Annotated in this window: 12 protein-coding genes; all 12 read left to right on the top strand. The window is 37.6% G+C overall.

Going from position 1 to position 12838, the window contains the following annotated elements; translation table 11 throughout:
- Positions 1-38 precede the first annotated feature (38 nt).
- The 12 genes from BN3772_RS00565 (at position 39) to BN3772_RS00620 (ending at position 12563) form a co-directional block, all read left to right on the top strand.
- Positions 39-1925 carry a glycosyltransferase gene (locus BN3772_RS00565; protein ID WP_042195540.1) on the top strand — a complete coding sequence of 629 codons (1887 nt, stop codon included), beginning with the start codon at positions 39-41 and terminating at the stop codon, positions 1923-1925.
- Between the two features lie 159 nt (positions 1926-2084).
- Positions 2085-2474, top strand: a complete 390-nt coding sequence (locus BN3772_RS00570; RefSeq protein WP_042195543.1) for a flagellar protein FlaG — start codon at positions 2085-2087, stop codon at positions 2472-2474.
- Positions 2475-2494: 20 nt separating this feature from the next.
- Complete coding sequence (fliD, locus tag BN3772_RS00575; protein WP_244444644.1) at positions 2495-3973, top strand: flagellar filament capping protein FliD; 1479 nt, start codon at positions 2495-2497, stop codon at positions 3971-3973.
- 34 nt (positions 3974-4007) lie between these two features.
- On the top strand, positions 4008-4400 hold the full coding sequence (gene fliS / locus BN3772_RS00580; RefSeq protein WP_042195545.1) for a flagellar export chaperone FliS: 393 nt from the start codon (positions 4008-4010) through the stop codon (positions 4398-4400).
- Complete coding sequence (gene fliT / locus BN3772_RS00585; protein WP_042195547.1) at positions 4390-4725, top strand: flagellar protein FliT; 336 nt, start codon at positions 4390-4392, stop codon at positions 4723-4725. The genes fliS and fliT overlap by 11 nt, the downstream gene beginning before the upstream one ends.
- Before the next feature lie 277 nt (positions 4726-5002).
- Entirely contained in the window at positions 5003-6478 is a 1476-nt protein-coding gene (locus BN3772_RS00590) for a CDP-glycerol glycerophosphotransferase family protein (protein WP_052380315.1), read from the top strand.
- Between the two features lie 4 nt (positions 6479-6482).
- The gene (locus tag BN3772_RS00595; RefSeq protein WP_052380316.1) at positions 6483-7424 is read left to right on the top strand and encodes a LicD family protein; all 942 of its coding nucleotides are present in this window, start codon (positions 6483-6485) and stop codon (positions 7422-7424) included.
- A 17-nt stretch (positions 7425-7441) separates the two neighbouring features.
- Positions 7442-8734 carry a polysaccharide pyruvyl transferase family protein gene (locus BN3772_RS00600; protein ID WP_042195549.1) on the top strand — a complete coding sequence of 431 codons (1293 nt, stop codon included), beginning with the start codon at positions 7442-7444 and terminating at the stop codon, positions 8732-8734.
- 34 nt (positions 8735-8768) lie between these two features.
- A complete protein-coding gene (locus BN3772_RS00605) occupies positions 8769-9635 on the top strand; it encodes a LicD family protein (protein WP_042195551.1) in 867 nt (288 codons plus the stop codon).
- A 26-nt stretch (positions 9636-9661) separates the two neighbouring features.
- On the top strand, positions 9662-10387 hold the full coding sequence (locus BN3772_RS00610) for an IspD/TarI family cytidylyltransferase (protein ID WP_042195553.1): 726 nt from the start codon (positions 9662-9664) through the stop codon (positions 10385-10387).
- Between the two features lie 11 nt (positions 10388-10398).
- Positions 10399-11493, top strand: coding sequence for an NAD-dependent epimerase/dehydratase family protein (locus tag BN3772_RS00615; protein ID WP_042195555.1), 1095 nt, complete (start codon positions 10399-10401; stop codon positions 11491-11493).
- Entirely contained in the window at positions 11490-12563 is a 1074-nt protein-coding gene (locus BN3772_RS00620) for an acyltransferase (protein WP_042195557.1), read from the top strand. The genes BN3772_RS00615 and BN3772_RS00620 overlap by 4 nt, the downstream gene beginning before the upstream one ends.
- Positions 12564-12838 lie beyond the last annotated feature (275 nt).

Raw genomic sequence — 12838 nt, forward strand, 5'->3', positions numbered from 1 at the left:
ATACATGTTATCACTATAAACCAGAGGAGATTTTGCTTATGAATGCCTCCATCACATTATGTATGATTGTTAAGAATGAAGAGAAGGACCTGGAACGTTGTCTAGAGAGTGTAAAGGGCCAAGTGGATGAGATCATTATTGTAGATACCGGATCCAGTGACGATACAATAAATATTGCCAAGAAATTCACTTCCGAGGTTCATTCCTTTACGTGGAATCAGCATTTTGCAGAGGCTCGTAACTACTCTATTCGCAAGGCAACCAAAGATTATATTCTAGTGCTTGATGCAGATGAATACCTGGATAAGAATGTAGACTTGCAGCAGGATATATCTTCGGGATTGGATTATTATCTTTTCAATATCAAAAACTACTATTCCTCCAGTGAGAGCTTTATGCACAGGGCAGTCCGCCTGTTCGTGAATAACGAGAACTTATTCTATGAAAATCGGCTGCATGAGCATTTGAATATTGTAGGCAATCCTACCTTTCAAGGAGGGGAAGCCGACAGCCTGATTCATCATACCGGGTATAGCCAGAAAACCATGGATGATAAAGATAAGCTAAAACGGAATCTATCGCTTATGCAAAAAGCGGTGAGAGAAAATCCAGATGCGTATAACTTATACAATATGGGCAAGACGTATCTCTCTCTGAATGAACATCTAAAGGCAGCTGATTACTTTAAGAAAGCATATCCATTAAGTACAAATCGCGTGTTTCTTCCTGAACTTTTAACTAAGTTAGCTTTTTCTCTTGGTGAGCTTGCCAGATATGAGGAAGGCCTGCAAATATTAATAGATGCCGTACCTCTATTCCCTGAGGAAACAGAGATGCTCTTTATACAAGGAACATTGCTTCACAAGGCCGGATATCAAAAAGACGCTATTGCGGCTTTTCAACAATGTCTGAAGCTTGGTGATAGCGGAACCTTGGTTACTGAAGGTTCAGGAAGCTATAGAGCAATGGAATTCATAGGGGAGATTTACGAATCACAAAGAAAGCTGTCTCTTGCTTTTGAGGCTGTACTACAATCTCTTCAGATAAAAAAGAACTATATTCCTGCACTAAGAAGATATTTCAATATAACCTTGAAAGCAAGAATTCCTTTGAACGAAGTATACGAAACCATCAGACAGCTATATGACATCAAAAATATCGGAGACCTCCAGTTGCTGGTGGATGTAATGTATGACCTGAGACATCCGCTGCTCTCACGTCTCCTTATGGATTACCGGATTACAGTGCCGGTAAATATTGAAGCTGTTGCAAGTTTGTTCGACAAGCGGTATGAAGATGCTCGAACGGGTATGATGACAGTAGAGCGTATAACCTCATTAGATAACGGCCCGGATATGCTTCTGTTAGCATATTTATTAAAGGATTCACTACTATTGAAGCAGGCTGTTCAAGTTCTCAATTTGAGCCAGCGGGAATCCAAACTACTTAGTAAGCTGGTCTGCCGGGAAGAGATTAACCCTGCGCAGCTGACTAATGCAGGGGAAGCGCTCCTGTTGGAGATCGCGAAGCAACTTATTATTCTTCAGGAGCCGGAACAGTTTGAGGCTATTACCAAAGAGCTGTTGGGAACGAAGCTTGAAACCCAGTGTAAGCTTGCAGTTTTGTTGGTTGACTACGGGTATGAGAATGTAGCATTTGACTTATTGGTAAAATTGTATGGAGAGAAACCGCTGTCCATTCCGGTTATAGAATTGCTTGGAGACCTGTGCTGTAAAATGGGATATACCGATGATGCTGAGGTGCTGTATGCCAGGTTAATGGAGCTAAAGCCGGTTTATAGCTCATACGAGAAATGCTATGATTTGTTTGAGAGCCGAAATAACATCACAGGCATGAGAAGGATATGGCAGAAGATTCAACAGCAATTCCCGCTGTCACAGTGGCAAATATCATTAAAAAAGTAAAGCGTCTTCACATTTCCGGGAATTAACTATAGTCAATAAGATAACTGTTATAGGAATTGACACAAGGATAAAGATGGAACTATTCAAAAGATATTCTTCATAATGAATCTAATTCTTCCGATATATATAGTAAATAATTGTTTTTCGGAGGTTTTGCGCATGGAAGTTCAATTCTCCTTGTCTGCGGTAACTATTGATCCTAGCAAACAGAACGCGAAGTATGAAGCTATGACTAAAAGTACTGAGCAACAAAAGTCTACTGTAGAAATTGATAACAGTAACAAGCTGCAAAAGGCAAATAAGCAGGGAATCAATGTATCTATCGGTCAAGAGCAATTAATCAAGGCGATTGATAAAGCTGTTAAGGCTTTAGAAGGTCCGTCAACAACACTTGAGATAAGTATTCATGAGAAGACACATGAGTTGATGGTCAAAGTGCTTAACAAAGACACAGGAGAATTAATTCGTGAAGTGCCCCCGGAGAAAACACTGGATTTGGTTGCGAACATGATGGAGATTGCAGGTATTCTAATTGATGAGCGTATATAGGAAGGAGCTGAGGTAAACTTATGGTCTTGCGGGTCAACGGGCTAACATCAGGCATGGATATCGATAGTATTGTAAAGGAATTAATGACAGCTAAACGACAGCCACTTGATAAACTGAATCAGTCAAAAACTCTTTTGCAGTGGCAGCGTGACAGCTACCGGGATATTAACAGCAAACTGGTTGATTTTAAGATGAATAAATTGAGTGACTGGAACAAGGGTGCGCAGATGAATTCACAACAGGCTGTAGTGAGCGGTAATACTTCAGCAGTCAAAGCTGAAGCTTCTGCAAATGCGAACGGTGTAGAGATGAGCGTAACCGTAACTCAGCTTGCCACCAGATCCAGTGCTGAATCGAGCAGTCTTGTAGATACAAGTAATAAGAAAGCTACCACTTCTACGAAGTTAACTGACTTAAACGGAAGTACGTTTACCAATAAAATCAAAATTAACAATGTGGAAATTGAATTAACTAATAAAGATACTATCTCCACACTGATGGGCAAAATTAATAACAGTGATGCAAAGGTTAAGGCAACTTTTGACGAGGTCAGCGGTAAGTTAACTATTACCTCTACACTGGATGGGAAAAATGAGTATCTCGATTCGAGCAAAATGGATAATTCTATAAAATCGCTTTTGAATCTTACCACGTTCGAGGGTGCTAAGGAAGCGATAGTATCAATAAAAAGCAGTAAGCAGGGAAGTGCGGATACTGCAGTAGAGTATAAATCAGCAACTAATTCATTGACTGTAAATGGTGTTACGCTCACCCTTCTTGCTAAGTCGGACGCATCCAATCCCTCAACAATTTCAACTATACCTTCGGCAGATAAGACAGTGGAGACAATTAAGTCATTTATCGAAACCTATAACTCCTTGATAAGTACAATGTCTACCAAAGTCGGTGAAGAAAAATATCGCGATTATCAGCCTCTGACGGATGAACAAAAGTCTGGAATGAAGGAAGCCGATATTACTCTTTGGGAGTCCAAGGCTAAAAGCGGCCTTCTTAAAAATGACTCCATTCTTCAAACGGTAATCTCTGATCTCCGATCAGTTATTTCTAAGAACATGGGTAGTCTAAGCGGTATGGGGATTACAGCAGGGCAGTACTATGAGGGTGGTAAAATTTATCTGGATGAATCTAAGTTAAGGCAGGCACTCTCTACTGATCCGCAGAAGGTCACAGAGTTGTTTCAAGGCAGCTCGGTAAATCCGGATGGCGGTATCTTTACCCAGATGTCTACTTCGGTAGAAAAGGCGCTCAACAATATTGTTACTAAAGCAGGGACTTCCAAATTCACTACTGACCTGAGCGCAACCTATAAAACTGAAAGTGTTATGGGGAGATTGCTAAAGGATTATAACTCTAGAATTGACTCGCTGACAGACCGGTTAACAGATATTGAGACACGCTATTATAAACAGTTCACTGCGATGGAAACCGCAATGTCTAAATATAATTCACAGTCTAGTAGTTTGTCCAGCTATCTGTAAGGCTGAGATTTAGGATGAGTAAAGGGTGAGAACAATGATGATTTCTCCATATGAAAAATACCGGCAATCGTCGGTTAAAACTTCAACACCGGGGCAATTGCTGATTATGCTTTTCGATGGAGCCATTCGGTTTACAAAGGCCGGTGCTGAAGGAATAACTACAGCGGATATTCAAAAGTCCAATCTAAATCTTGTCAAAGCACAGGCAATTATGAGTGAACTGATGGGTAGCTTGGATGCTAGCTATGAAATCTCGAATAGTCTATTTGGCCTCTATGAATATATTAGACATCTACTAATTCAAGCCAACGTGAAAAAAGATAAGAAGCTTGCTGAAGAAGCGTTAGAGCATTTGACTGAGTTACGTATGACTTGGCTGGAAGCTTCTAAATCCCCAAGTATGCAGGAGCATAGTAATGGTGGATAGGCTCAGTGCTTTAGAGGCGCTTGCCCAGGCTATGTTAAGTCAGCTGGCAGATATGGACTACGAAAAGGCTGCTGATTTTGTGAACCAGCGTGAATTGTTAACGGATCAGCTTATACAGTCTTTTAACCAAAATCCGCCTGATGCTGATGAACAAGTGAAACTGAGGGAAATACTTTCCTGCGATAATCAAATCACTGTTCATATGCAGAATATGAAAACCGAAGCTTCTCAATGGCTGATAACCCGTAACCAGGCTAAGATGCAGCGAACTGCCTACGATACAAGCTACACTTATGAAAGTATTCTAATGGACCGGAAAGAATAAATGTCTTTAACATAACGACACCTGACTATGGAAGGCTTAAATAAGCTTCATCCATAGTCAAAAGGGGTCGTATTTTTTTTGTCTGTTTATCAAAGCCAAGGTATTATTTTACTCTTAACTTTCTAGTATTTTTAGTCGATAGTAGTTAGAAAGGGTGGAATTATTATTCTACACAAAATTACAAAAAATGATAAAATATATTAGATATACTAAGAGGAATTACTTTGAATTAGTATGACTTTTCGATTATTACTAATAGAAATGGAAAGAGGTTAATATGAGAAAGCGTGTTCGAGATCTAATGATTGAGCTGCTCCCGACAATATGGGAAGGCGTGAAATATGCTAAAGGTGCCCAGCCAGAACAGGCATCTCTTATTCTGGGAGACTGTTATGATGCTGTGAATTCCATTTCTAACAATCTTGAATCCGGGCTTACAGAGGAACGGTTTGCTTTTTATAGAGATATACTCATTCCACTTAAGGATACACTTGAGGCACTTGACGATAGTTTACTCAGTGGCCGCCCAGCTTCTGAAATTCCCAAAAACATCAAGAACTACCTTGCAGTACTGAAAAAGGAACTATTGAATGAATCAGAGGTAAAGATAGAAATTGTATTCATGCCCTATAAGTCTAGTATGTGGGATTCATTCGAAAGTATTTGGCTTGCCGCACAAGCAGATGAGCGTTGTAATGCAATTGTTATGCCTATCCCCTATTATGATAGAAACCCTGATCATAGCTTAGGCGAATTTCATTATGAAGGTGAACAGTATCCAGACTATGTACCAGTTGTTCATTATAAGGATTACGACGTAAGTGCTCGCATGCCTGATGTGATATACATTCATAATCCATATGACGATACTAATTTTATCACTACCGTTGATCCTCAGTATTATTCATTAGAACTTAAGAAGTTTACACCTATGCTTGTCTACGTTCCGTATTTTATTTCCGGCGCGTATCTCAATACGCAGACCTTTGCCCAGAAACATATTGCCTCCTGTATAGAACATGTTGATAAAATTATTGCACAATCCAGCGCTCATAAAAAAATGTACGTTGAAAGCGGCATTGCTGAAAATAAAATTCTTGCTCTGGGTTCTCCCAAATTAGATTTTATCGTTAATAAAAATAAAGACAATGTGGAGATTCCAACAGACTGGGTACAGAAGTTAGACGGGAAAAAGGTAATTGTTCTAAACAGCAGCATTGGTGCACTCTTAAACGACCCTAATTACCTAATTAAATTAAAACGTAGAATTTCAACTATGTTATCCTATCAGGAATTGGCACTTATATGGCGGCCACATCCGCTTTTAGAGAGTGCAATAACTTCTATGAAACCAGAGTGGCATGATAATTATAAGGAAATTGTGCATATAGTTGAAAATTGCGGTCATGCGATAATTGACTATTCTGCAAGTACCATGCCGGCTACTATAGTATCTGATGGAATGATTAGCGATATGAGCTCCTGGGCGCGTCAATATATAGCAACAGGCAAGCCTGTTTTAATGTTGAACGGGAGAAGTAAATTGCGTAGAGAAAGAATTTGTTTATTTGATCATTTTTCATGTTACTTTGTTTATGATGGGTTCAGTATTGAAGAGTACTGTGAGTTAGTTATTAAAGGAACGGATTACCAAAAAGAAGCTCGCATGAATGATTTGAAAAAATCAGTACTTAATAATGATGGTTCCTGCGGGGAAAAAATTAATGAACGCATAATCCGCTTACTGGGGTGACAATGTGAAAGAACTGCGAGTGAAAACGGAAATTGTAATTACTCCTGAACAGCGTAGGCATATTCAGCTAATTCAATTAGAAATGCTGCTTGAAATAGATCGAATCTGTCGCAAATATCAGATTCCTTATAGGCTGATTGGAGGGAGCCTAATTGGAGCTGTGAGGCACCAGGGCTTCATACCTTGGGATCCGGATGCTGACATTTCAATGAATAGAATAGACTACAATCTGTTTTTTGAAGTATGTAAGGATGAATTAGACAAAGATAAGTTTTTTCTTCAAGAGTGGCGTACTGACCCGAAGTATAGATGGAATTATGCTAGAATGCTTAGAAATAATACTGAATTTGTAAGAGCAGGACATGAGAACATAGAGGCAAAGAATGGCGTTTTCGTGGATATCATTTGTGCTGATCGGGTGCCCGACTCTAAAGTGCTTAGACCATTACATTGTTTTTCATGCTATGTAATTCGTAAAACGTTATGGTCTAAAGTTGGGAAAGAGTTACACCCCAAGCGTTTATTGAGAACATGGTATACGATACTCTCCTTAGTTCCTAGAGATGCAATATTTAAATTTAGAGATTGGGTTATAACTTGGACAGGGGATAAGCCTACTCAATTAACTCGTAATATGGCGCATAAGGTATCTGCGAAAAGTCCGTCCAGATGGGGTTACCCTAGAAAGATTCCGATCGAAGACGGGCTACGGATTCTAACTGGTGAACTTCCATGGGATTTCCATTCAACAGACCTGATTTTTGAAGGATATAAATTAATGGCAACAAAATTCTACGAAGAAGGCTTAAGAAGCACGTTTGGTGATTATATGAAAATGCCCCCTCAAGAACAAAGAAATAGCCATATACCCTGTGCTCGCTTAAAGCTGATAAGACCTGAAATTCCTGAATTTGATCTTTTAATGAAAAAGCTTTATACCGAATGATTTGGTAGGAGGATATTATGAAATACGGCATACTGGCCTATAAGAAATCTGTCAGACCTGAAAGTAAAAACTGGAGTAATTTAGGAGATCCTATTCAATCATATGCAATGGTCAAAATCTATGAGGAGATGGGCGTAACAGAAGAGGAACTGCTTAAGATAGATAGATATAGTACAAGTTCCTACAATGGTGAGTATGTAATTCTTCCATACAATTGTTATAATATGGTTTTTAATCAATATAAACATGAATTTAATTCTCTCCCGGTATCCGATAATATAATTCCTGTTTATGTGAGTTTTCATTTGCATTCACGTAGTCTCGATAAGACCCTTCTGCAGCAGTTGAAAAATTTTGAGCCTATTGGTTGTAGAGATGAAGAAACAATGCAGATGTTACGGAAAAATAACGTAAGGGCATATTTATCCGGTTGTGTAACAGCAACACTTCCTAAGAGGAAAGAATCTCCGTTAAAGGGAAAAGTTTATTTTGTTGATTACCCTAAAAGCCTTGATAAGTATATTCCTAAACATATTTTGGATAAAGCTGAATATAGTACCCATCTCCCTTATATTCCACGGGTTTCTGATGATGTGTACCTTACGGATGAAGAGGAACGTAATTATTATCAACTCGGTGTCAAACAGTTGGAAGATTACGAAACTAATGCATGTTTGGTTATTACCTCAAGATTGCATGTTGCTGCACCGTGTATGGCTATGGGAATCCCTGTAATTTTAGTTAGTGAGAATTTTGATGGTAGATTTTCCTGGATTGATAAGTATTTACCGCTATATACGCCAAAAGATTTCGATAAGATTAATTGGAATCCAGCACCTGTTGAATACGAAAAGGAAAAGAAACTCCTAAAAGAGCATTTTATATATAGACTCAAAAAGGCATATGAAGATAATGCATTACTATATGATTGCAGTAGTATTTATGAAGATCGAGTGAAATCTATGTACAATAAAGATTTGATTGATTCACTGAGTAAAATTAATAACAATAACAAAATGAAACACCTCAAATATGCCCTGTGGGGTTTACGTGCAGATACATTAAATCTTCATCATGTAATAGAAGATTACATGCCTGATTGGGAACTTGCGGCTGTAATAGACCAAAATTCTAGTGGTTTTTATGAAGGTTATAAAATTTTAACTTCCGATGACATCCCTGACTTGGATAAAGATATTACATTTATTGTTATTCCTGAAATAGCGCATGAGTTTGCTTCCGATTTTTTGAAAAGGCATAATTTAAAGTGTATTTTAGTTCAAAATCAAACGCACTTAATTGAAATATAACGCCAAACCTAACGAGGTATAAATGAGATATGTAATGAGAAAGGAAGTAAAGGAAATTGATCTTTCTCCTCATGAATTGCGGAATATGCAAATGAATATGTTGGAGATCCTAATAGAATTTGATCGTATCTGTCGAAAGCATGATATTAAATACTCTTTGGATGGAGGCACCTTTTTGGGTGCAATACGTCATCAGGGTTTCATTCCTTGGGATCCAGATGCAGATATTGTAATTCTTCGGGAGGATTATAATCGCTTTAAACAAGCATGCAAAGAAGAGATGGATCACTCTAGTTTCTTTTTACAGGATTATAAGACAGATCATTTTTACCGGTGGGGTTATGCGAGAATTCTTCGAATAGGTACAGAATATGTACGGGCTGGTCATGAACACATCAAGGCGAGAAATGGTGTTTTTGTAGATATTTTTACTCTGGACAGTGTTCCTGATTCCTATATAAAACGTGTAGTACATAAATTCATGTGCTACTGTATTCGTAAGTCACTATGGTCAGAGGTAGGGAAAATTGTCCATCCTAAAGTTGCGATGCGGACTTTATTTAGGCTAATATCACGGATCGATAAGTATCGTATCTTTCGAGTGAGAGATTGGCTTGCAGCCAAATGCAATAAAGATAACAACTCGATCCTTGTGCGTCATATGTGTTCACCTCATCCCCCAAAACATTCATATGGTTTTCCGCGAGCATTGTTTAACTCTATGAAGGAATATAATTTTGAGGGGCGTAAATTTTGGGGATTTGCTGATTATGATTGGTATTTAAAATCGATCTATGATGATTATATGACTCTTCCTCCTGAAAATAAAAGAAATAGTCACATTCCATGCTCGAGTTATAAGTTTATAGAGCCAAGTGAACTATCTGAATCAAGCATATAAATTTCTCTAGAAGGGTGGCTTCCTAGATGGCAACAGCGTTAATATTTGCCGGTGGTACGGGTTCAAGAATGAATAGTAAGTCAAAGCCTAAACAATTTCTTGACTTGCATGGGAAACCAATAATTATTCATACTCTGGAACACTTTGAATTTAACGAAGAGATTGAAAACATAGCGGTGGTCTGCCGCGAGAACTGGATTCCTTATCTCCAAGAGCAGTTAAAACATAATTTTTTTGAAAAGGTTCGTTGGATTGTCCCTGGGGGGGAGACTGGACAACAATCTATTTACAATGGTCTAAAAGTAATTCATGAATCATGTTCTAATCCTGAAGATACAATCGTATTGATTCATGACGGAGTAAGGCCACTAATTAATGATAAACTAATATCTGATAATATATTCGCAGTGAAACAATATCGTTCAGGAATTACTGTAACTAAGGCATCGGAAACAATAATTAACACTAATGACAATAATGAGATTTCAAGCATTCAAAACCGGAATTACGCGAAGATTGCAAAAGCCCCTCAAAGCTTCTTTCTTAGCGACATAATGTCTGCCCATGAAAAGGCTATAGCCGATCAGAATTATAACATGGTAGATTCAGCTTCTTTAATGATGCATTATGGATACAAATTGCATACTGTCGACGGACCTGTGGAAAATATTAAGATAACTACTGCTTCAGATTATTACATTTTTAGAGCAATTTATGAAGCACGAGAAAATTCGCAAATATTTGGATTGTGAGGTGATATTAAATGCCCTTTAATTCTAAGGATAATATTCTGCAACAAGATATAGCAAAAGTTTCTTTTGATTTACAAAAATTCCCTGAAATTAAGAATAAAAACTTTTTTATCACGGGTGCAAGCGGTTTATTAGGGTCTTTAGTTGTTAAAGCCTTGTTGCACCTCAATAGCAGAGATGAATATAACATTTCAGTATATGCATTAGTAAGGAGTATAGAGAAAGCTGAAGCAGTTTTTGGAGAACTGCTTGAAAATGAAAGGCTAATCGTTATTGTAGGTGATATTCAGGATATCCCTCAGATAGACGGGGAAATTGATTATATTATTCACGGAGCTAGTGTAACCTCATCTACAAGTTTTGTTAAACAGCCAGTCGAGACGATTGCAACTGCAATTAATGGGACATTTAATGTGCTAGAGCTTGCAAAAATGAAGCAGGTATCAAGTATGGTTTATTTATCTTCACTTGAAGTGTACGGAACACTGAACTCAGACGTCCCTATAACTGAAGAATGCGGCGGGTATATTGATTCGCTTTCTGTCAGAAGTAGTTACTCCGAAAGCAAGCGTATGGCAGAAAACTTATGTAGTGCTTTTTGTGCGGAATACAAGGTGCCTGTTAAAATTGCCAGACTTACCCAGACATTTGGAGCAGGGGTTTCTTATGATGATAACCGAGTGTTTGCTCAATTTGCAAGAAGTGTGATTGAAAAGAAAAATATTGTTTTGCATACAGAGGGAACAACTGTTAGAAACTATTGTTATACAAGCGATGCAGTTAGGGCGCTATTCTATATTTTATTAAAAGGTGAATCTGGCAAGGCTTTTAATGTAGCCAACATGGAAACTTCAATATCTATTAGTGATATGGCTAAACTAGCAGCCTCATTGGGGTCAAACACAGAAATTGTATTTGATTTGAATAATAACATAAATCATGGGTATAATCCGGTGATGAAAATATGTCTTGATACCTCTAACTTGAATAAATTAGGCTGGTCAGCAGAAGTGGGACTACTAAAGATGTATCAAAATCTAATGACAAGTATGAAAACTAAAAAAGGGTATTTTACGGAGATGATAGAGATTATGGAGGGGACATGAAAGAGTACAAAGTACAAGCTATAGTAGAAAGCACGGTCAATAATTTCAAAAATAGAAAAGTGGTAATCTGGGGCAAATGTAAATCGAGTGACATCGTATCAAAAGCCCTTTATGAGCAACACGGAATTGTAACAGAATATGTGATTGATACTAATGATAAGTTGATTAATGGAACTACTATAAGAAGCATAACGGAAATAAAAGACAAGAGTGAAGAGTTATATGTAATCATACCTTTAAAGTACTACAAATCAATATCTGATAAATTAAGTGATTATGGTTATAAGGCAAATAATGATTATACCTACCATTCTCATAAACCCATTGTTATTACACAACACCAAATGGATGGGTCATACTACGCTGATATATACGGCAATAAAATTATAGGAGACATTAGTGGCTCTAAAATCATTTTAATGGGTTATAATTCGACAATTACTATCGGACAAACAGCACACATTAAAGATAACGTCGAAATATATGTAGATGACAATGTAAATGTTTTGATTGGTAGTGGCTTATTCATTGACCAAAATACAAAATGGAGATTTCGCCCAGATTGTTTGGTTGAAATAGGGGATAACTGCCGTTTTGGGTATGATGGTGAAATGACATGCGGTAGACGGGCAAAGATTTCACTTGGCTCTGGAACAGCTATAGGCTCACGATATTGGATAGTTGCTCATACAAGAACTTTTGTGAACATCGGGGAGGATTGCCGGATTAGTAGCGATGTAATGATGCGTACAAATGATGGACACTCTATTTTTGATGTCAGTAGCGGGCACAATATTAATTCAGCATTAGATGAACAACATAATAAAAATATTATAATTCATGATCACGTTTGGATCGGTAATAAATGTAGCTGTCTATACAATACAAATATAGGGACTGGAAGTATTGTCGGCGCCCACAGTTTAGTCAAAGATAAATATCCGAATAATTGTATTATTGCAGGTACGCCCTCAAAAGTAATCAGAAGAGATGTTGCTTGGTCAAACGAGAATAACAATGATGATATAAGTTCAATAAACGAAAAGTATGTTGGATATACAAGAAATTGACTAGCTTTTCTCTTAAATAAGTTTCATATTGCAGAAAGTTGTTCTTTAACCATAGGGATCGGCTTTTTAGCAACAAAAATAGTTTGAAGATGTTTGGAATTTGTCTAAACGGGGTAATGAGCTATTGTTTATTCAAGGTCTAAATCTATACAATGTTTAGTCAATTGATTGAGTATAGATAATACGATATAAATAACCAAATAATTGCAAGTAAACATTTACTTTTCCAATTGACAATGAAGAAGCTGCGGTGGTATAGTCGAGTTGTGGGCAAG

The organism is Paenibacillus camerounensis (assembly GCF_000723885.1).
GTDB classification, from domain to species: domain Bacteria; phylum Bacillota; class Bacilli; order Paenibacillales; family Paenibacillaceae; genus Paenibacillus_AQ; species Paenibacillus_AQ camerounensis.

Coding starts and splice junctions, on each gene's coding strand:
- BN3772_RS00565 (WP_042195540.1), top strand. CDS start 39: ATGAATGCCTCCATCACATTATGTATGATTGTTAAGAATGAAGAGAAG.
- BN3772_RS00570 (WP_042195543.1), top strand. CDS start 2,085: ATGGAAGTTCAATTCTCCTTGTCTGCGGTAACTATTGATCCTAGCAAA.
- fliD (WP_244444644.1), top strand. CDS start 2,495: ATGGTCTTGCGGGTCAACGGGCTAACATCAGGCATGGATATCGATAGT.
- fliS (WP_042195545.1), top strand. CDS start 4,008: ATGATGATTTCTCCATATGAAAAATACCGGCAATCGTCGGTTAAAACT.
- fliT (WP_042195547.1), top strand. CDS start 4,390: ATGGTGGATAGGCTCAGTGCTTTAGAGGCGCTTGCCCAGGCTATGTTA.
- BN3772_RS00590 (WP_052380315.1), top strand. CDS start 5,003: ATGAGAAAGCGTGTTCGAGATCTAATGATTGAGCTGCTCCCGACAATA.
- BN3772_RS00600 (WP_042195549.1), top strand. CDS start 7,442: ATGAAATACGGCATACTGGCCTATAAGAAATCTGTCAGACCTGAAAGT.
- BN3772_RS00605 (WP_042195551.1), top strand. CDS start 8,769: ATGAGAAAGGAAGTAAAGGAAATTGATCTTTCTCCTCATGAATTGCGG.
- BN3772_RS00610 (WP_042195553.1), top strand. CDS start 9,662: ATGGCAACAGCGTTAATATTTGCCGGTGGTACGGGTTCAAGAATGAAT.
- BN3772_RS00615 (WP_042195555.1), top strand. CDS start 10,399: ATGCCCTTTAATTCTAAGGATAATATTCTGCAACAAGATATAGCAAAA.
- BN3772_RS00620 (WP_042195557.1), top strand. CDS start 11,490: ATGAAAGAGTACAAAGTACAAGCTATAGTAGAAAGCACGGTCAATAAT.